We start from the raw sequence: 20,794 nt of genomic DNA, 5'->3' as shown, positions 1-20,794 counted from the left end.
ACTGACAATCAATGACGACTGTAAAAAATGTTGAATAGCTTACTTACACAAGTCACGAACAAATTCTTTTAAAAACCCAACAAACTGTAAAATAAAAATTATCAAAAAAGGCAGTGCCCCAAGAATCGCTACACTTCTATTTAGTAGCTCATCGTGCTGAAGCAACAATACATAACTACATAAAAACAAAGCTAAGCACCAAGCATATAAAGTAATCCCCTGCGAGTTTTCACGCTCCACTAGCTGCTTAATAACTAAAATTGCAGAGTCTGCTGATGTCGCAACAAACACAAGTAACAGCAGCAAACTAGCCCAAATGAATACCGTACCTTGCCAACCTAATTGATGAAAAAAAACAAACAGCCCTTGGCTATAATCATCTTTTATAGCCAATAAAATACCCGATTGATTCAGTTTATCCCATTCAATTGCTGCACCAGAAAATGCAGAAAACCAAATAATTGTTACAACCGTGGGAATGCAGACAACAGCTAAAACAAACTGCCAAACAGCTCGTCCTTGGCTAATTCTCGCTAAAAAAACACCCACGAATGGTCCCCATGCTAACCACCAAAAGTAGTAATTATAAGTCCATCGATTCGCCCAATATGAGTTATTTAACTGGCTATCAAACTGCCAAGTACCCGTTACAAGCAGTTGTATGTAATAACCTGTACCATCTAAGGCTATCTGTATAATTGGCGCTATAGGCACGACACACAAAAGCCAAATTAATAGAGTAAACGCCAAAATTACATTAAATATACTTAACGATTGCACACCGCGCCTAATACCAAACTTTGCCGATACGGTATAAATAATGAAGAGCACCCCCACTATTAGAGAGCCAATTAAAGCCGGCGAAGTTATGTTTAACTCAAGCTCAACTCCTTTGCTGATCAGTAATGTAGAATTAGCAATGGTACCAACCACACCAAAAAAAATGGCAAATACGGCAATCAACTTAACCACAAAACAGAGAGTAAGTTGCCCCTGTTTATCTACCTTATTGCCAATTGCACTCATTACAGGCGCGCACATGTCACCAGATTTACCGCTGTATTGAGTTAAACCACCTAACACGATGGCAAACACCGCATATAATGCCCACGCATGTGCGCCCCAATTGACCAGCGTTAATGCAAGACTACTTGCTAATCTATCGGGGTATAAACTTTGCTTTAAGGGTGGGCTCAATGAATGCAGCGCAGGCTCAGCGACTCCCCAAAAAACCAATCCAGAGCCCATTCCCGCAGCAAAAAGCATGGCAAACCACCCAAAATTTGAATATTCAATGCGTGCATTCTCACCCCCTATTTTACGAGTTCCCAATGGACTAAACGCAAGTATTATTACTGCAAATAATAAAAAGTTAATTAACAAAAAGAAGCCGCTGCCTATGTGTGCCAATGCTTTAGAAATCATCGGCTGAACTTGTTCTGTCATTAAATTAGGTAAAACAACAGCGATCAGTGCAACAGTCAAGCAAATAGCCAGTGCCGTTTTTTCAAGTGAAGAGATAGAGTGTTTCAAGATTAAGCCTAAAAAGTGAGCGCATTAAGAATACTGTCAGCACGGCGTTGATACAAACAGGCAAAAGTGTGAATTATTACCTTTAACGCGTAAATTATACCAATACTGAATCACTACAACGCGGCTACATGTCCCTTAAAAATATATTTATAAGTAGAGTGATAGAGTTAAATACGCTCTTTTAAACTAAATTTTCTTACACGATTTAGGAGCTAAAAATAAGGTGTATTTTTTGGGAAACGAAAAAAGGCGCTTTAAAAGCGCCTTGCTGTCAAGAATGTGCTTAAACATGTCTTGATCTTAATACATATCCTTATAAGGATTCGATTTGTTGAACGCTATCGCTTTGTCAAAACCTGGGATAGTCATCGATTCTTCATTAATAACAATGTCGTTTTCATCAATTAAACCATCACCAAAACGATAAATAAGCTCATAATGGCCTAAGTCGGCTTGTTGCTTATATTCATTTTGTGCTTGTGCAACATGGGTATTGCGGTCTTGGTACTGAGCCATTTTTGCATCGCCATGACGCTTTGTAAGCATTTGCATTGTCACGTTTGGCGACAGCACTGTGGCGGTTGCATTATTACCACCAAACCCTTTTGAGTTTATAAAAGCGATATCCATTGCATCACATTGATAGTGCGCTGTGCGAATATCTAAATGCTGGCTATAAACATCATCGGCCACTTTATCAATAGTGGTAATACCCGGCATAATATTATGACTAAACACGCCTAACGCCATGGCAAGTTGATCACCACTTGCCGGTGCAATTGTGTGGCCAACATACGCTTTTGGCGCGGCCACTTTCCAGCTATCAATCGCAAATGTTTCAGCTACTTTATGATAAATAAGAGACTCTGTTACACGATTTTGAGGTGTGCTAGAACCATGCGCTAAAATAAAGCTGCGCTTTTGTACGGCTTCTTGACCAACAATACTGCTGGCAAGCGCGACCGATTTAGCCATTGTAATATAGTTACCTGGGCCCGGTGCTGTAATTGACTTTTTAATACCGTCGGCATTTACAAATACATCGGCAACAGAGCCTTGAATATCAGCACCGAGTTCGAGTGCAAGCGCATCATCCATTAAAATTGCCACCTGTGCGCCTTCACCAATAGTAAAACCACAGTTTTCACCAAATGGACGACTGGTACGTCGATGATCTACCACATCGGTATTATCAAGACGTTTTAGGCCTTCTTCGTTAGCAAGTGCGCTCATATTACCAAAGCCTTCGACAATTTCAGGCGTAATGGCGCATTCAACAGATGCAACAATCGCAACGCGGGTGCGACCAGCTTGAATATCGTTAACAGCAGCGCGTAGGTTGTATAAAAAGGTGGCACACGCACCCGATGTGGTGAACGTTGTTCCAACATTACCAGTCACATACGCATTAATGAAATCAGTCGACATGGTATTTAAGCCAAGTGCTAATTGTTTGGTGCTTACGCGGTCGCCCTGTTGTCTCGCACGAATTAAGCCACCAAACCCTTCGTCATCCACTTGCCCTGCTACCGAGGCCGAATATGTACCAATTTGATCAGGCTCAACACTATTCATAACATGCTGCCATGCAAGCCCTGTAGAGTGAATGGCATCGGTTGCCGCAAAAATGGTCGCTTGTAGGCCTCGTGGTTGGTAACGACTGTTATACATGGTCGCTGGATCAAAACCTGTAGGTAATTGACCTGCGGCTTTAATCGGGTTGTCACGGGTGCTGTCGTGCTTAATAGCAAGGTCGGCACTAATGGTTACTTTTACTTTTTTATCGCTGAGATCTTCAACCTGCCAACTTGCAGGTACTGGCGTTGGTAAATCACGACGACGAGTTTCAAACACAATTTGCTGCTCGTCAGACGCTGTCAGCGTCATTTTTTGTTGCCATGGAGTTGCATCAACGTCAAAGTGATTTTTTTCAATTTTACGGATTAGCGTACCTGCTAATACTTGTTCGCCGAATTGTGCTTCAATATCAGCTTCGTTAATAACGTTGCCTTCAGCATCTTTTAAAACGCCGTCGGTCAGTGTTACTAAATTCATTAACGTCGCTAAGCCTAAAAATGTCTCCTGACGGGCTGTTGCATCTAAGCTGTCTAACACGATACGACGATAACCTTGATGAAAAGAAGTGCGGCCAGCGGCATTAATACCACCCATACCAACAATAACGGGTAATGCTGTCATAAATAACCTTGAGAAACGTGTTACGAGAATTGCTTAAGTTTAAATGGATTAACTAGGTAGCCTTGTGCTTTAATAGCCAAATAACATGCATAATAGGCCAAAAACAACTGGTCGGAGCAATAAAAGTGACACACGGTAAACATGCAAACGCTATCGAAATTAGTATTTTAGTGTACCCTCACCTACTCATTACAAGTCTTACTCTACCTATAGAAATGCTTAGGGCGGGTGAAGCTTTTGCGAAAAGTCATCACCGGTACGATGAATTTACCCCGCTTAATATCAATTTAGTTGCCAGCACAGTAAAACCGATTGCAAACAGAACGGGGCTTGCCATAATGCCCGACAGCGACCCCGACACAGCGCCATATAGCGATTTAATTATTGTTCCAGGTATTTGGCGTAACCCTCGACCTGTGGTGAGTAAACATCCTCGCCTTGTTAATTGGCTCGCTGATTCGTGGCTGCAAGGGAGCCATATAGTGGGCGTAGGAACAGGTAATTGCTTAGTAGCAGAAGCAGGTTTATTAAACGGTCACCCAGCCACAACGCATTGGCATTATGCTGAACAATTTAAACGAGATTACCCTAATGTACAGTTAAAGCCTGACTTCTTTATTACCCAGTCTGAGCGTATGTATACCGTTGCCAGTTTAAATGCCTTAGCCGATGTCATTGTGCATATAATTAGCCAGTATTATGGCCGAGAAGCCGCACAACATGTAGAGCGTAACTTCTCCCATGAAATTCGAAAACCTTACGAAGACCAGCGTTATTTAGAAGGTGCTGTTGATAAACACCCAGACGAATTAATTGCACAGATCCAGTTTTGGCTTAAAAACAATCTAACATCTGAGCTCACCTTACAGGAAATTGCAGCCCAATTTAGTTTAAGCTATCGAACGTTTACCCGACGTTTTCGCCAAGCCACCAGCCAAACTCCGATTGAATATTGGCAGCAGTTACGTGTACAAAGCGCGAAAGAATTACTCGCGTCTTCTAATTTATCAATCCAAGAGGTGGCACTTGAAGTTGGCTATAATGACCAAGGACATTTAACCCGTGTATTTAAGAAGGTACTGTCGCAAACACCCAGTGAATATAGAACAGTGGTAAGACGTAAGCTATTTGGGTAACGCTATTCAATACCATAAAACAACGCTTCAAAAGCCAACTCATACTAATTTGCTTAATTAAGTGAATAATTTTGAGCGAATAAAACTTCGTTTGATAACAAGGCAAAAATTTAGTTATTTAGTTATTTAGTTATTTAGTTATTTAGTTATTCTCAGCAATTGCTCCTGCATTGCTCTACCTCCTGCATCCATGCAGTCGTAAATCAGACATTTTTAACGCAGGTAGCGACCAGTTTAATCACTCGAAAGGATTTAATATTATTGCAAATGGGAATAGTTAGTGTAAGCGACGCTTTTTAAATTATTGAGACAAACTAACTTAATTGGGTGCAAGCTCTTTGCTGAATATAATTTTGCTATTGTGCGGGTTACCCCTGTCTTCATAACCCGCTATGGTATAGCCATTTTTTATCAACAGACTTAGCATCGCAGGAAAACGATTCATTGATTTCACATTAATTGCATCGTAATTATGCTCTTTCACCCACATTTCTTGTGCTGCTAATAAAGCTTGAGCAATTCCCATCCCTCGGCACTTTGGCAACACGGCACCAAGCCAACTATAAAAGGTATTATTATCTAACCCATAACCGAGCTTATACGCGACAGGCTCATTATCAATATACGCGACTAAAACAAGATGCTCACGACCAGCCAACTTTGCGTGTAATTTACTTAGCGTATTTCTGCCATCAAACTCAGGAATTTGGCTATCTACAAGTAATAAATCTTGTAAATTAGCTGACTTTATTGAGTAACAAGTTGTCATTACATTTTTCCGACTCAAAATCTAAATTCAAATTGATCTGACTCCAAAAAGGATCCTACTTTATCGGAGTCAGATCAAATATCTAATGTTTGATTTCTAATTTCTAAAACTATTTTTCTTTGCGATAATACAATTTTGAATAGCGTTTTACTTGTGCGTGAACACCCCGGCCTAAACTTTTAAACTTCGCTTCCAGTACATCAACACCGTATAAAATAACCACAACCAATACCGAAAGCTTAATAGCGGCCATAAGGTTATCAGTGGCAATTACGACACCGATAGACGCTAATACCCAAATGGTTGCAGCTGAAGTAACACCCACCACTGCGCCATCTTTTGCCAGCATGACGCCGGCACCCAAAAAGCCAATACCTGTAATTATTTGCCCAACTACACGAGAGTGGTCAATTACATCACCATGTAACATAAACGCGGTGGCTAAGAATAAATAGGTCCCTAGAACAATAAGCGCCGAGGTGCGAATACCCACTGGCTTTCCGCGCAATTGGCGCTCCATACCAATGATCGCACCACAAAATGCAGCACTACCAATTGCAGACCAAGAGTAAGGGGCAATATCAAATAGACTATTCAGTGTCACTGTACTTCCAAATATTTGAATTAATAATTATAAAGAAAACGCCATCGCGGTGCTTAACCGCAATGATCCAAAGCTGGCCATTTTACTAAAATCGGCTTTTGCTATTGGCACATGTTGGCAATCAATGGCGAGTTGCTTTTTGTCTTCACAAAATGGGTCATGAACATATAAGCAATGCTCATCCACATGCGTTACGCACACCCAATGTGGTGATTTTTTACCATCAAAGCGATATGTACTAATGAGTAAAACCACCGCTTTACCCGCCGCTAGCCATGTTTCAATATCGTTGAGGGTTAGTTCTTGATAGCGTACAGGCATTTTCGCAACGATAGCTTCAGCAACAAATTGGTTATGCACTGTGTGTAAAATTGCTTTTTTCTTTTCACTTCTCACACCATCGATAAACAATGATTCACGGGTATTTAAAACAACATCAGCCTTAAATCCACGTTTCATCGCTGCAAGTGCTAAACCCAGCGGATGGCAGCCACCGTGACCCGAGGTCATAAAAATGGTGGTTGCCTCACGCCAAATATCAAGTTCTTTTAATTGGCTCATTGGCGTATTATTAAGCGACGACATAGCCATTAGTAATGCCGCGGGACCACAGGTAAATTCAGTGGTTTGTTGATACCACGGTGTGTGTTTATCAGCATTAAAGGCGGTATTACGACGAATCGTTTTTTGCATTCGTAGCGCATCACTGTGATCATCATAATAATCACTGTAATGACCAAACACATGATAACCATGCTTTTCGTATAAACGAATTGCGGCCTGATTATTGACTGCAACCTCTAGTCGCATAAAACTACGACCTCGTTTTACAGTCTCGTTTTCAAGAGCAATTAGCAGCTGCGAAGCCACCCCTTTACCTTGTTGGCTCGCAAGGACGGCCAATGAGTACAACCGCGCTAACCGCGTGCCTTTATGACACCACACAAGGCCATAACCGACCAATTCACCGTTAACTTCAGCAACCATTAACAAACCATGGCTTGCTGAAAGCCAGCGCTTTAAGCTGCGACTGCTTAATCTATCTTGACTAAAGCTTTGCTCTTCAATGGCAACAAGTGCCGCCAAATCCGATACTTTCGCAAACCGGATTTGGCAATGTGATGTCTTCATTTAACCTCGGCCTCGTGCTTCAAGGCGTTGCTTAAATTCGTCCATAATGATCATATAAAGCTCATCGCCAAGGTAGGCATCTTCTACTTTGTGATCAATGCTTGGGTTATCGTTTACTTCAAGTACGTACGCGCGCCCTTGATGTTCTTTTACATCAACGCCATACAAACCTTTACCCACTGTTTTACAGGCTTTTAATGCCGCATCTAATACCACTTTCGGTAACTCAAAAGTCGGGAGAGTTTCAAATCCACCTGAAAAAAAGCGTTTTGCATCATGGTTGTAAATTTGCCAATGATTACGCGCCATTAAATAACGGCATGCATAAATCGCGCGACCATTTAATACCCCTACACGCCAGTCATACTCTGTGTACATATACTCTTGTGCTAGCACTAGAGCACTGAACTCAAAAAGCTCCGTGAGTTTTGCAATCAGCTCTTCACGGTTCTGAACTTTAAACACCCCTTTAGAGAATGACCCCTCTGGCATCTTTAGCACCAATGGGTACGTAAAGTTTGTTTCTAAGTTTTCAATGGTGTCTGTTGATGTATCAGCTACCACATGTGTTTTTAAACTTGGCACTTTTTGATAATTAAAGGCATCGTGTAAGTACACTTTATTACAGCAGCGTAAAATTGACTCTGCGTCATCAATTACCACAAGCCCTAAGCTTTGTGCTTTACTTGCTAATCGATAAGTTGGGTGGTCAATCGCCGTTGTTTGACGAATAAATAGTGCGTCGTATTGCGCAATACTGGTAATTTCATCAAAAGTCAGTGCTTGTGCATAAATGCCATGCTTAGCTGCCGCTTTAATAAATTTTGCAATGGCGTCTTTATCACTGGGTGGTACTTTTTCTTGGTGATCAACCAAAATCGCCATATCCCAGCGGTAACGGCGTTTTTTATCGTGAATACGCCAGACAGATTCTGTGAAGCTGCTTAACTGTTTTACAAATTCGGCAAACGCGTCGTCATCAAGCGCCGCAATAGCACCTTGTTTCACTACACCTTGCTCGTCACACACCAGTATTGGCGCAGGGTATTGTGAAAACAATGCTTTAGTTGCTTTAATATCGTCTTCGCAATGTGTTTGCCCAAAAAATACGGTGCGACCTTGTAATTGCATGTGGCGAGAGCTGTGCTCATCTGAACGTAATGCATTAATGGTTTTTACGCTGGGTAATACTTGGTGTTGTCTTGCTTCTGCAAGTAAAGAACAATAGTAACCCTTACTTAAATACTGTCCTGTATCGCACAGATTTAAAATACGTGTTTTGGGTTCGTTATGTTTTGGGTAATCACGTAGGTAAGTATCAAAAGTGATCACATTTTCAAAGTTTTGAGCAATACGCTGCTCGTTGTTATCAACCACAATCAAGGTTTTAAACACGACTTTTCCTATAATAAGTCTTTAATAATGAAAAAACACCCAACCAATTAAGTGAATGCATGAGGCTAAAATTCACTCAACTAGATGGGTGCTTATGATACCAACCCGCAATAATGCAAAATCATTTAGATTGATTAAGCGTGTGGGTATAAGCGCTAAGCTTGATGTGATTTATAGAGTGTTTTGCGAGGAGTTACCAACGAGATATTTTTCACTTAAAGATGAAATTTACTAATTAAAAATCAGTGTGTTTAAATTAACTTATCAATGGTATAAAACTGCTTTTTGTCGCCTATGACAAGTTCGACTTCGTCATCCACTTTTTTACCAAGCAATTTTTTACCTAAGGGTGCTTCGCGAGTCACAACATAAATCGTGTGCTCTTTAACTGTCACTGATAAGCCACCAGAACTTGGACCAATAAAGAACCATTTTTGCTGGTCTTGATCATCAATAAGAGAGACCAATGCCCCTTCGCGAACTTTCGGAAATTTTGTTTCTTTGAATACCGTATTAAACGCTTGAATATCACGGTAACATTCATTCACTCGTTCAGCTTGACCTTGAGCTAAATAGGCCGCCTCTAATCCTAGGGTGTCGTATTGAGTTTCGGCCACACTTTCTTCATGGGTGGCAGCATCATGAGCCGCTTTTGCCGCTTCTTTAGCACGGTGTAATTGCGATTCTAAGGCGAAACGAAGGTGTTCTATAACGTGTGTTTTATTCATATCAAAGCAGCTAAAACGTAAAATGCGCATTCTACCCTGTTTTACGATTTTTGTAACTGAACTGATATGGTTTGAATATGTTAGCAATAGCTCATTAGCTTATCTGATTGGTGCTTTATATTGCGCGTGCTAAGTTTAAAAAAGCGCAGGGTTAATCATGATTAACCCTGCGCAAGTGTGGTTAAGGCATATCAATGTAAGCTTGGGTTTTATCATCTAAAGTTTGCGTGTAATTATCGCTACTCAGACCCAATAACTGCGGTAACGTGGCAGCAATACAAATTGATGAAAATGTTCCCACCACAATGCCGACAAATAAGGCAATCGCGAACCCGGTTAATGCAGCACCGGCTAACAGCCATATACATGCGATGGTCGCAAGAGTTGTACCTGAGGTAATTAATGTGCGAGTGAGTGTGGAGCCTATTGCATCGTTGATCACCACATGAGTATCAATGCGCTGACTACCTGATTGAATACGTAAAAGCTCCCTGACCCTGTCGCCAACAATGATTGAGTCATTTAATGAGTAACCAATGATAGCTAATAAACTCGCCAGCACGGTTAAATTAAACTCAAGCCCTAATAACGAAAACAAACCTAGCACCAAAATTAAGTCATGTAATAGTGCGACCACTGAGCCCACAGCCAGTCGCCATTCAAAACGCACGGCTAAATACACCATAATTGCGATAAGTGCGGCAAAAAGTGCTAAACAACCTTGCTCAAATAACTCATCACCCACTTGAGACCCTAAAAATGAAGTTGAAAGCACTTTAAAGTCAATGCCTTGCTGGCTAAGCTCTGCCTGCCAATTAGCCGTTGTATTAAGGTCTGGGGCTTGTCTTAAAACAAAGTGATGATCGCCTGCTTTGCTTATTATTAGTTTATCGACGACCTCAGGGCTTAGCTTTGCTGTTAAGTCTGCAATCGAGGTAACCGATTCGGTGCTAATATCTGTGATATAGCCCCCTGTAAAATCAAGTCCAAAGTTTAACCCTTTAACCGATAACACCCCAAGGCTACTTATCACTAGCGCACAGCTTAGAAGTAATCCTAAAACGCGCGCTTTACTTGCTGCTGTTAATGTAGACCAGCTCATGCTTTTGCCCCCGCTAAATTCGTTAATTTAATATACAGTGTTTGGCTAAGTGCTTTTGAAATATACACACCGGTGAACACACTGGTGAGTAAGCCAAGTGCTAACGTAATGGCAAATCCTTTGACGGGGCCATACCCGACTGCATACAAAATAATCGCCGTAATCATGGTTGTTACGTTTGCGTCAAAAATGGTGGAAAATGCTTGATTATAACCCTGCTCAATGGCTTGATAGGTGGGTCTACCTTTGCGTTTTTCTTCTTTAATACGCTCGAAAATAATCACATTAGTATCAACGGCCATACCTATGGTCAACACTAAGCCCGCAATGCCAGGTAGCGTGAGTACAACGCCCGGTAATAATGACATTAACCCCACTAGTGCCGTTAAATTAAGTAATAAAGCAATATTGGCAATAAGCCCTAAGCGGCGATACCACAGCGCCATAAAAGCAAGAGTAATACCTATACCCAGCATTAATGCAGCAAGGCCATGCTCAATATTCTCAGCACCTAAGCTTGGCCCTATCGTTTGCTCTTGGACTATTGTAACGGGTGCTGTGAGCGAACCTGCACGCAATAACAATGCTAAATCGTAGGCCGCTTGTGGGCTTTTCATATTAGTGATACTAAAGCGTGAACTTAAATGTTGAGCAATATTGGCGATATTAATCACTTCACTTTTTTTAATCACTTCGCCATTGGCGTTTCGCGAATACTCTGAGTAAACGGTGGCCATGGGTTTACCAATGTTGCGTTTTGAAAAAGCAGACATCGCATCGCCACCTTGCGAATCTAAACTCAACTGAACAAGCGGTTTCCCCCACTCATCTTTGCCCACATTGGCGTTATTAATATGGTCCCCCGAAAAAATAGCGACAGGGTTAAGGTTAACAACTCCGCCACCTTGTACATTAAAGGCTTTGCCACCGACTTCAACAACCTGATAAAAATCAAGGGTTGCTGTCGCACCAATGATCCGCTTTGCCTCTGCGGGGTCTTGCACACCGGGTAACTCTATGCGGATACGCTGCTTGCCTTGTCTCTGTGTTACCGCTTCAGTAATACCGAGCTCTTCAATACGTCCTCGTAATGTTGTTAAGCTCTGCGCCATCACTTGTTTATCAAACTCACTGCGGCTTTGCTCATCAAAATGCAAAAACGCCGTGGTTAAATTATTACTGGTTGATTTAGTTTGCACGAGGCCTTTAAATTGCGCTTGTAACGTGGCGACTAAGCCAGCCAGGTTATTTTCACCACTGGGTAAAACGTGCAGTTCAATGCCGCCTTTCACTTCACTGGCACGAATGCCGCGTACTTTTTCTTTGCGAAGTACTAACTTAGTTTGCTGATAGACACTACTTAGGTGCTCTTGCATCGCTTTATCTAAATCAACATCAAGCACGAATAGCACGCCACCGTTTAAATCTAGCCCGAGCTTTATTGGCGATAAGCCTAACTGCTGTAACCATTGAGGGCTTGTGGCATGCTCAACAATTTTGCTATTTAAGGTGGGGTACGCTGTTTTAATAAAGCTCAGCGCATTGGCACTTTGTGTTGGCTCATTTAATAAAATAGCCAACTGATTAGCTGAATCATTCGCTTTGTCTACCTTAAAACCCTGTTGATTTAGCGAATTAGTCACCATTTGCAGTGATACAACCTGTTCAGGTTGCTCGATGTGTAACCACGATTTATTTGGGTATAAATTAGGTAGCGCACTGATAGATAATAAAATGCAGGCAGCTATCATAGCGGCATAGCTCATTTTTAGTCGACGCCAAAACGTCGGCTTTTTTTTCTTTGACATACAAGACTTCCTTCCGACTCTATTAAGCCGGTAAAATTAATTCCTAAAATAAAAAAATGACGAAGGAAGTCGTTTAGCTGTGGTATGTAGCGCGGGCTTTATAAATAAGATTAGCGTCTTTCCAGCCACTAATACGTGATTTTCGCGCACTCGTAATAGCAAACCAAGGAACAGTCTGTGCTCTTTTAGGAGGTGCTAAGAAATGTGCTTTACCCCAGTTTTCAGCGAAAAACTCAATCAATAACTCATAATCAGGATCTACCTGACTATGGTAAAGAAATAAGGATGAATTACTGGCTGTAAGTCGGGGTAATAAAGTATCAAAACCCGACTTTTCTAAAGGCTTTGGATGAACAATAACCTGTTTATGGGCAATGATAGGGGGTTTCGTTAATTCAAGCTGATAAAATTTAGTGGCAACCAGTGGCGAATCAGTCGAAGGCGCAGCTAAGCTCTGTGCACTAAAGAGCACAGTAAATAGCAATATAATGACTGAAAAAAACCGTAACAAAGAGAAACCAATAAATTAAGCGGATAACCCCTCTATAATGAGGGTTAAAAAATAAAAAACAAGTCATTAAACACATAAAAGCGAGCCTAAAGAGGCTCGCGTTTTAGTGTCAACTTACGGCTTTGTTATCACACGTCTAATGATGACATATCAATGACAAAACGTGAGGCCATATCACCTTGTTTTAATTTATCGAAGGCATCATTAATTTCGTCCATTTTGATCATTTCAACTTCCGGAAGAATATTATGTAAGGCACAGAAATCTAAGATCTCTTGTGTTTGCGCTATCCCTCCAATCAATGAACCGGCAACACGACGGCGCCCCAATAACATTGGAACTGAGTTTGACTCAGCAAGCTCACCCACTTGACCAACCAAGACTTGCGTACCATCAATATCAAGTAATGGCATGTAAGGTGTAAAGTCATGCTTTACAGGTATGGTATTTATAATGAGATCAAATTGATTAGCATGTGCTTGCATCGCCGCTTCGTCGCTTGAGACTAATAACTCTTTTGCGCCATACGATAGCACCTGCTGTTTTTTCTTATCGCTACGGCTAATAGCCGTCACATGTGCGCCCATTGCCGCTGCAATTTTAATTGCCATGTGGCCTAAACCACCTAAGCCGATTACAGCCACACGACTGCCCGGACCCACATTCCAAGTACGAAGTGGTGAATAGGTTGTGATACCTGCACATAAAATAGGTGCGCATTTAGCTAAATCTAAACCTTTTGGTACACGTAATACAAACTCTTCACGCACCACGATGTGTTTTGAATAGCCGCCTTGGGTTAATTCACCGCTAATTCGGTCTTGACCAGAATAAGTACCAACCATGCCTTCACGGCAAAACTGCTCTTCACCCTGATGACATTGGTCACAACTCAGGCAACTATCAACCATGCAACCTACCGCAACATGATCGCCTACTTTGTACTTAGTAACGCCGCTGCCTACTTCAAGAACACGGCCCACAATTTCATGACCTGGCACAACAGGGGACTGAGTCCATCCCCAATCATTTTCTGCAGTGTGTAAATCTGAATGACACACACCACAATAAAGGATTTCAATCGAGACATCTTCGTCACGAAGTGCACGACGTTCAAAATGATACGGCTCTAAAGGTTTTTCTGAGGCATGTGCTGCATAACCAATGGTTTTCATGATTACTCCTTTACTTTCTTCGTGTTTACGTTTGTATTTAACTACATGTTAATGCTCTCATGTATACTGTCACCAGTATAGAGGTAAAGCTGCATTTTCACTTGCCTAAAATACCGATATGTTTGCCTATTTTTATTAAATTAATTCTAAGAGACCCCCATGCGTGGAATGAGCCGTCGAGAACAGGTTACAAAATCCCCTGATGCTATGAATTTGTCACAAAGCATTAAAACACTGTGGCCCTATTTAATGACATTTAAAGGAAGAGTTACTTTAGCAGTATTAGCACTGATTGCTGCTAAAGGCGCGACATTATTGATGCCTTGGGCTCTAAAAGAAATTATCGACGCCGTTGATGCCAATATTCACCCTATTTTAAGTGTGCCTGTTGCCCTATTAGTGGCCTATGGTTTACTTCGTTTTGCGAGTGTGTTTTTTGGCGAAATACGTGATGCCCTTTTTGGACGCGTAACAGAACACGCAATGCGTCATATCGGTCTAAAAGTGTTTAAACATTTACATAACCTCGAATTGGCTTTTCATTTAGACAGACAAACCGGCGGTATTAGTCGCGACATTGAGCGAGGCACCAATGGACTTAGCTTTTTAATGCGCTTTTTAATGTTTAATATTGTGCCCACTTTATTTGAAATTATGACTGTGGCGATTATTTTTGCCACCCTATTCTCTGCGTGGTTTGCTTTAGTGACCCTCGTGGCCGTTGCAACTTATATTGTCTTTACAGTGGTTGTCACTCAGTGGCGCAACCGATTTATTCGCGAAGCAAATGCTGCTGATAATAATTCGAATACCCGTGCAATCGACAGTTTACTTAATTACGAAACAGTAAAATATTTTAATAATGAACAGTTTGAAGCAAACACCTACGACAGTTTTCTCGCTAAATGGGAACAAGCGCGACTTAAAAACCGCATGTCGTTGCTTGCGCTTAATTCAGGACAAGCACTTATTATTGCTGCGGCTATAACGGCACTAATGTGGCTGGGCGCCAGCGATGTTGTCAATAAAGAGTTGAGTATTGGTGAGCTGGTCATGATTAATGCCTACATGATTCAGTTATTTTTACCGCTCAACTTTTTAGGCTTTGTGTACCGAGAAATCCGCCGCGCACTCACCGACCTCGAAAACATGCTCGGGCTTTTAAATAGAAAAGCAGCAATAAGCGATGACACACATGCCACACCGCTGAAATTACACAACGCAGCTATTCGCTTCGACAATGTGTCATTTAGTTACGACAAGCAACGCCCTATCTTAAAGCAATTAAGCTTTGAGGTAGCAGCTGGCAGTAAAGTCGCCATTGTCGGTGCCAGTGGAGCTGGTAAAAGTACCTTAAGCCGCCTGCTTTATCGGTTTTATGACGTCGATGCAGGAAACATTTATATTGATGACCAAGCAATTAATACGGTTACTCTAGAAAGTTTGCGACAAGCGATTGCTATTGTGCCGCAAGACACCGTGTTATTTAACACCACAATTCGCGATAACATAGCTTACGGTAACCCCCAAGCAAGCGAGGCTGAGATTGATCACGCGATCTCACTTGCGCACCTTGATAGTTTTATTGCAAGCCTTGATAAGGGCGATCAAACACTCGTTGGTGAGCGTGGTTTAAAAGTATCGGGAGGCGAAAAACAACGCATAGCTATTGCTCGCGCAATTTTGAAAGGCTCACCGATTTTAGTGTTTGATGAAGCAACCTCGGCTCTCGATTCACATTCAGAACAAGCTATTCTGAGCGCCATGCGTGAAGTGGCTAAAAAACACACCAGTCTTGTTATTGCGCACCGCTTATCAACCATTACACATGCCGATAAAATCATTGTAATGCAAGATGGTAAAGTGGTTGAGCAGGGTCAACATCAGCAGCTCCTCGCAGCGAATGGCGAGTATGCCCGAATGTGGCAATTACAACAGAGTGAAGAATAAAAACTGTTAACTAGCGCGCTAAATGATTAGAATAGCCGCTTTAATTTTCACTAAAACAAAAAGGCAACACGCAGATGGGAAGAGCTTACCAAAATAAAAAAGATTCAATGGCTAAAACTGCGGGTGCTAAAACCAAAGTTTATTCTAAGTACGGTAAAGAAATTTATATCTGCGCTAAGAATGGCGGTGTAGACCCTGATGGCAACTTAGCGCTGCGCCGTTTAATCGAGCGCGCAAAGAAAGATCAAGTACCAAGTCATGTAATCGAGCGTGCAATCGATAAAGCCAAAGGGGGTGGCGGCGAAGATTATGTTGCGACCCGCTACGAAGGGTATGGCCCAGGCAACTGCATGATCATAGTTGACTGTTTAACAGACAATAACAAACGTACTTTTGCCGACGTACGTGTGTGCTTTACCAAAGTAAACGCCAAAATTGGCGCACAAAACTCGGTATCGCATATGTTTGACCACCTCGCTATTTTTGTATTCGATGGCGACGATGATGAAGCCGTATTAGAAGCACTGATGATGGCCGATGTCGATGTGACGGATGTTGAACTTGAAAACGGTAAAATCACTGTATTTGCGCCGCACACAGAATACAACAATACGCGCACTGCACTTGAAGAAATGGGCATTAGCGACTTCGATGAAGATCTCATCGCTTTCGTACCACAAGTTGAAGCACCAATTGAAGGCGAAGACGTTGAAGTAATGGAACGTTTTTTATCAATGCTAGAAGAGTGCGACGACGTACAAAACGTTTACCACAACGCACAGTTTTAATTAACAAGGCCAACTATGTTGGCCTGAACGCATGGACTTAATTTTGAATACCCTCGAAGAGTTAAAATCAGGCGCTTTACAAGGCTGTACTCGCCTGCAACTCGTAGAAGCACTGACTGATTTTCCAAAAGAAATTTACACCCTCGCCAACACATTAGAAATTCTCGATTTATCGAATAATCAATTAAGCAACCTACCTGATGATTTCCACACGCTAAAAAACTTAAAGCGGCTGTTTTTATCATTTAATCAGTTTAAGCACATTCCGAAAGTACTAAAGCAATGCCCAAATTTAATCATGGTGGCGTTTAAAGGGAATCAAATTTGCGAGTTTGCCGAGCACAGTTTACCACGCAATATCGAATGGCTAATTTTAACCGATAACCAAATCAAAGCGTTGCCTGAATCATTTGGTGAGTACAGTAAACTAAAAAAATTAGCGTTAGCCGGTAATCAGTTAACGGCCCTACCAGAGTCAATGAGTGCCTGCCACGAGCTTGAATTGGTTCGCTTAAGTGCCAATAGGCTTTCTCACATTGATAATTGGTTGCTTGAACTGCCCAAACTTGCGTGGCTTGCATTTTCGGGCAATGATTTTAATCGTTCAGATTCTCTGGAGTCTGAGCAATTTTCTGAAATTGGCTTAGATGAACTAGATGTAAAACAGCAAATTGGCCAAGGTGCCTCGGGGTTTATTCATTTAGCACATTGGCAGCAGCGCCCTATTGCCCTTAAGTTATTTAAAGGCAATATAACCAGCGATGGCTACCCGCTAGATGAGTTAAATTGTTGCTTACAAGCAAACGAGCACCCTAACCTCATCAAAGCACTTGGCTATATAAATGAGCCATCACAATTAGGTTTAGTCATGGAGCTGATTGGTGAAGGCTTCAGGAATCTCGGTTTACCTCCGTCATTTGACACTTGTACTCGCGATACCTTTGAAAATGGCTGCCAATATAGCCCTGAGTTTGTGCTAAAGGTTGTGAAACAAATGAGCAGCACACTGGCGCATTTGCACAAAAACCATGTCAGCCATGGTGACATCTATGCGCATAACAGCATGATAAACGACAACGCTGACTTACTTTTTGGCGACTTTGGCGCAGCAACCGACTTGTCACAGTTAGTGCCGTATCAGCAGCAATGCATGCACGGCATAGAAATACGTGCGCTTGGTTATTTTATTGAAGACTTACTCACAGTCGTCAGCAACGAGAACGCCATTACCGAACAACTTGCCGCCATCGCTACAGATTGCTTACGCGCAGAAGCTATACAACGACCCAGCTTTAGCGAAGTATTAAACCGGTTATAAAAATAAGGCCTCGTTGAGGCTTTATTTTTGCTTTTTAAACGGAAACAACTGCTGTTTGAGCATACCTTCTGGCATGTAATCACCCACCACACCGTATTTATCAGGCCACTCGGCTTGGCCTTTTACCGCCGTGCCAAGTACGTAATCTAAAAACGAGAAGTGCGCGGCATAATTTCTATCAATAGCGGCTTTATCTGATGAATGATGCCAATGGTGAAATTGTGGTGTCACAATGATATATCTCAACCACCCAAATTTAACCCTCACATTGGCGTGATTAAATACCGCCTGAAAACCAACAATGATCACGTAAAGACTAATGACATCAGAAGGAAAACCAAGCACGAAAATAGGCGTAAGCACTAAGCTGCGAGTCACTAAAATTTCTAAAATATGCTGACGAGATCCCGCTAACCAATCCATTTCTTTTGCACTGTGATGCACAGCATGAAAACGCCAAAGCAATGGCACTTCATGATAAGCTTTATGAACAACATACTGCATTAAATCAGCCACTAAAATAATCAAAAACAGTTGTAGAACAAACGGCATTTGCACAATAAAGCCTTGTACAGTCTCAGACACTGCCCACCCAAACGCATGGTGAACAAACTGGTTCGTTGCAAGCAGTACAAAGCCAATAATTAAATGATTAATAGAGAAATGATTTAAATCCCCTTGCCACTCAGAACGTAAAATCTTTTGCTCTTTGCGATGTGGTAATAATTTTTCAATAAGGATAAAAATAAGCGTAGAGCCGAGTAAATCAAGAATAAACCAATCAAGCCCTAAATACGGCGTGTTATCCCTAAAGTCGCCCACTTCAACGTTAGGACCACCAAACGCAATCGCCACCGTTATTAATACCCAAGCAGTTGCCCCCAGTCGTTTATTGGTATTACGGACAAAGTTCAACAGTCCTAAACTGCCTGAAATAATCAGTGCCACAAACATTAACTGACGTAAAAATTCGACACTGTAACTTTGTCGTAATTCTGGGGTTGTAAGGTATTCAGGGAAGTGAAAAGCCAATACACCTAAACACGATAACATCGCTAAAAAACAGGCAATATAGCCACTAATATTACCCTCGCCGATGTGAAACTGCTCAGCACGGAAGAGTCGCTTACTAATACGAGACATCATCTAAAATCCATTTAATAATTTGTCGCAGCATAGCACAGACAATTATGCGTAAAAATGGGTAATTGAATTAGCCAACGCGACATTAAAACACAAAAGCGGAATATGTTATTTGAGCGCAGCCCACTGCAACACTAAGTAAAAAACTCGCGACGAAAGTGCGCTCTGGTAGTATGTGATACAGCAACGTTGGCATTGTTTTAAGCTGCTTAAATGTTGGCAAAAACAAGGCACTATGCGACTCAAAGCGTAAAAAAAGCTGTTTAAATTTATAAAAATAAAGCTTGATACCAACTAAATGTATAAGCACAAATGTGGTTGGGCCTAAAATTTCAACTAACGCCATTAACTCGTAACCTATCATTAACTCTGGGCCAGCCAGAAGTATAACGAGAACAAGCGCGATTGATTTATAAACGCTGTTGCCTAATAACGATTTAAATTTTTGATACATTAACTTCCCTATTTAGGTATCGACTTCCCGATAGAAATCTATTGAAATGCTTTATCAAACTTTTCTTGATCAAGGTATTTATCAAATGCGCCCAAAGCATTGCCAACACTGGGCTCTGTCATTAATTCTTGCATTGCAACTTCACCAACAAGACGAAATGCATTTTCCATTGCCCCTTGCCCACCGACATCAATAGCGGCTTTTGCTTGCTTTGGGCAGTCTTCGGTTAATAAGCGCGTAACTAATGCGCCAACATAGCGATTGGTATCATCGATATCTTGTTCTGTCACGTTTGAGAACGGTTTGATAATACTGTGAGTCGACATACCCAGATAAATCCACTTGGCAAGGTTCTTACGTTCCTTACCGTTGAGTGAATCAGTTAGGCAAACAGCGAGTTGCTGCGCCTCTTGAGAAGCGAATGTATAACTAGGAAGCATTGCAAGTGCACTAAGTAGAAGCGGTAGCAGGATATTTTTCATTGTTCGTCCCTCGATGTATTTAACCATAGAATTCGACTTCAGTTTTTACACCGAATGGTAAAACAAACTCCCTGAATTCAGGATCACTTTTATCTGCTTTTGGGTATTTGAGGTTGTACATATTCTTCTTGAACATATTCAAAAATTGCTTATTTTGTAATTTATTATCCAATACCCTTACCTTAACTACATCACCCGTTTGATTGACCATCAACAAAAATAAAATTTTATCATCAGAACGTCTAAAGTCGTCTTTTGCTTGTAATAAAACGTCTTTGGGGAGAGTAAAGTCAGGATAGTTATTAGTTGTGGTTGAGCCACAGGATGCTATGAGTAAACATAGTATTGGCAATACTTTATTCATTATTTTTCCCTGAAATATCGGTAAACAACACGATACTGCGAATAAAATGTTTTTTCTAGCAAAAGTAAAAGATCCACCTTCTAAAGAAGGTGGCTTTGCATTAGCCCCCTAGAAGGGGGCGTTGTTTACTGAAGTGTTAACTGCGCCTGCTCTTGCACCTCTTCCTTTTCTTGGTGCCTGACATACCGCCTTATTATTTCTTCA

At 41.5% G+C, this 20,794-nt stretch carries 19 protein-coding genes and 1 pseudogene; 4 read left to right on the top strand and 16 right to left on the bottom strand.

All coding sequences use genetic code 11. The annotated features are described in order from the left end of the window. Positions 1 to 39: 39 nt before the first annotated feature. Positions 40 to 1,533, bottom strand: coding sequence for a BCCT family transporter (locus JIG41_RS12425; protein WP_206770767.1), 1,494 nt, complete (start codon positions 1,531 to 1,533; stop codon positions 40 to 42). A gap of 300 nt (positions 1,534 to 1,833) precedes the next feature. Next, positions 1,834 to 3,732 carry a beta-ketoacyl synthase gene (locus JIG41_RS12420; protein WP_199524847.1) on the bottom strand — a complete coding sequence of 633 codons (1,899 nt, stop codon included), beginning with the start codon at positions 3,730 to 3,732 and terminating at the stop codon, positions 1,834 to 1,836. A 125-nt stretch (positions 3,733 to 3,857) separates the two neighbouring features. On the opposite strand from JIG41_RS12420, the gene JIG41_RS12415 reads away from it, so the two are divergent. Next, on the top strand, positions 3,858 to 4,868 hold the full coding sequence (locus tag JIG41_RS12415) for a GlxA family transcriptional regulator (protein ID WP_036968773.1): 1,011 nt from the start codon (positions 3,858 to 3,860) through the stop codon (positions 4,866 to 4,868). A 319-nt stretch (positions 4,869 to 5,187) separates the two neighbouring features. Here the strand turns inward: JIG41_RS12415 and JIG41_RS12410 are convergent, their stop codons facing one another. The 9 genes from JIG41_RS12410 to JIG41_RS12370 all read right to left on the bottom strand — a co-directional run bounded on the left by JIG41_RS12410 (position 5,188) and on the right by JIG41_RS12370 (position 14,091). Further along, positions 5,188 to 5,637 carry a GNAT family N-acetyltransferase gene (locus JIG41_RS12410; protein WP_036968776.1) on the bottom strand — a complete coding sequence of 150 codons (450 nt, stop codon included), beginning with the start codon at positions 5,635 to 5,637 and terminating at the stop codon, positions 5,188 to 5,190. Between the two features lie 109 nt (positions 5,638 to 5,746). Continuing rightward, complete coding sequence (locus JIG41_RS12405; protein ID WP_036968779.1) at positions 5,747 to 6,241, bottom strand: MgtC/SapB family protein; 495 nt, start codon at positions 6,239 to 6,241, stop codon at positions 5,747 to 5,749. A 27-nt stretch (positions 6,242 to 6,268) separates the two neighbouring features. After that, a complete protein-coding gene (locus JIG41_RS12400) occupies positions 6,269 to 7,372 on the bottom strand; it encodes a GNAT family N-acetyltransferase/peptidase C39 family protein (protein WP_074988274.1) in 1,104 nt (367 codons plus the stop codon). Beyond that, on the bottom strand, positions 7,373 to 8,767 hold the full coding sequence (locus tag JIG41_RS12395; RefSeq protein WP_036968785.1) for a RimK family protein: 1,395 nt from the start codon (positions 8,765 to 8,767) through the stop codon (positions 7,373 to 7,375). A 251-nt stretch (positions 8,768 to 9,018) separates the two neighbouring features. Continuing rightward, on the bottom strand, positions 9,019 to 9,495 hold the full coding sequence (locus tag JIG41_RS12390) for a GreA/GreB family elongation factor (RefSeq protein WP_199524846.1): 477 nt from the start codon (positions 9,493 to 9,495) through the stop codon (positions 9,019 to 9,021). 181 nt (positions 9,496 to 9,676) lie between these two features. Next, positions 9,677 to 10,597 carry a protein translocase subunit SecF gene (gene secF, locus JIG41_RS12385; protein ID WP_036968789.1) on the bottom strand — a complete coding sequence of 307 codons (921 nt, stop codon included), beginning with the start codon at positions 10,595 to 10,597 and terminating at the stop codon, positions 9,677 to 9,679. Next, positions 10,594 to 12,405, bottom strand: a complete 1,812-nt coding sequence (gene secD / locus JIG41_RS12380) for a protein translocase subunit SecD (RefSeq protein ID WP_199524845.1) — start codon at positions 12,403 to 12,405, stop codon at positions 10,594 to 10,596. The genes secF and secD overlap by 4 nt, the downstream gene beginning before the upstream one ends. A 73-nt stretch (positions 12,406 to 12,478) precedes the next feature. Further along, complete coding sequence (locus tag JIG41_RS12375; protein ID WP_036968795.1) at positions 12,479 to 12,916, bottom strand: hypothetical protein; 438 nt, start codon at positions 12,914 to 12,916, stop codon at positions 12,479 to 12,481. Between the two features lie 128 nt (positions 12,917 to 13,044). Next, positions 13,045 to 14,091, bottom strand: a complete 1,047-nt coding sequence (locus JIG41_RS12370) for an NAD(P)-dependent alcohol dehydrogenase (protein ID WP_199524844.1) — start codon at positions 14,089 to 14,091, stop codon at positions 13,045 to 13,047. Between the two features lie 207 nt (positions 14,092 to 14,298). Between JIG41_RS12370 and JIG41_RS12365 the strand changes: the two genes are divergently transcribed. The 3 genes from JIG41_RS12365 to JIG41_RS12355 all read left to right on the top strand — a co-directional run bounded on the left by JIG41_RS12365 (position 14,299) and on the right by JIG41_RS12355 (position 18,147). Further along, complete coding sequence (locus JIG41_RS12365; protein WP_199524864.1) at positions 14,299 to 16,041, top strand: ABC transporter ATP-binding protein/permease; 1,743 nt, start codon at positions 14,299 to 14,301, stop codon at positions 16,039 to 16,041. Positions 16,042 to 16,115: 74 nt separating this feature from the next. Beyond that, positions 16,116 to 16,829: a YebC/PmpR family DNA-binding transcriptional regulator gene (locus tag JIG41_RS12360; protein WP_199524843.1), complete on the top strand. Its 714-nt coding sequence runs from the start codon at positions 16,116 to 16,118 to the stop codon at positions 16,827 to 16,829. A gap of 31 nt (positions 16,830 to 16,860) precedes the next feature. Next, positions 16,861 to 18,147 (top strand): leucine-rich repeat-containing protein kinase family protein, encoded by a 1,287-nt coding sequence (locus JIG41_RS12355; RefSeq protein ID WP_199524842.1) that lies wholly within the window; start codon positions 16,861 to 16,863, stop codon positions 18,145 to 18,147. Between the two features lie 21 nt (positions 18,148 to 18,168). Here the strand turns inward: JIG41_RS12355 and JIG41_RS12350 are convergent, their stop codons facing one another. The 5 genes and pseudogenes from JIG41_RS12350 to JIG41_RS12330 form a co-directional block, all read right to left on the bottom strand. Continuing rightward, positions 18,169 to 19,293 (bottom strand): sterol desaturase family protein, encoded by a 1,125-nt coding sequence (locus JIG41_RS12350; RefSeq protein WP_199524841.1) that lies wholly within the window; start codon positions 19,291 to 19,293, stop codon positions 18,169 to 18,171. 82 nt (positions 19,294 to 19,375) lie between these two features. Continuing rightward, the gene (locus JIG41_RS12345; RefSeq protein ID WP_199524840.1) at positions 19,376 to 19,744 is read right to left on the bottom strand and encodes a hypothetical protein; all 369 of its coding nucleotides are present in this window, start codon (positions 19,742 to 19,744) and stop codon (positions 19,376 to 19,378) included. A gap of 38 nt (positions 19,745 to 19,782) precedes the next feature. Next, on the bottom strand, positions 19,783 to 20,226 hold the full coding sequence (locus tag JIG41_RS12340; RefSeq protein ID WP_118844217.1) for a hypothetical protein: 444 nt from the start codon (positions 20,224 to 20,226) through the stop codon (positions 19,783 to 19,785). Positions 20,227 to 20,245: 19 nt separating this feature from the next. Beyond that, positions 20,246 to 20,590, bottom strand: coding sequence for a hypothetical protein (locus tag JIG41_RS12335; RefSeq protein ID WP_036968811.1), 345 nt, complete (start codon positions 20,588 to 20,590; stop codon positions 20,246 to 20,248). Between the two features lie 125 nt (positions 20,591 to 20,715). Further along, positions 20,716 to 20,794: pseudogene (locus JIG41_RS12330) on the bottom strand (IS200/IS605 family transposase); the annotation flags it as partial.

This window comes from Pseudoalteromonas sp. bablab_jr011 (genome assembly GCF_016464045.1).
In the GTDB taxonomy this organism is placed as follows: domain Bacteria; phylum Pseudomonadota; class Gammaproteobacteria; order Enterobacterales; family Alteromonadaceae; genus Pseudoalteromonas; species Pseudoalteromonas lipolytica.
This window is presented reverse-complemented; position numbering and strand designations above follow the sequence as displayed.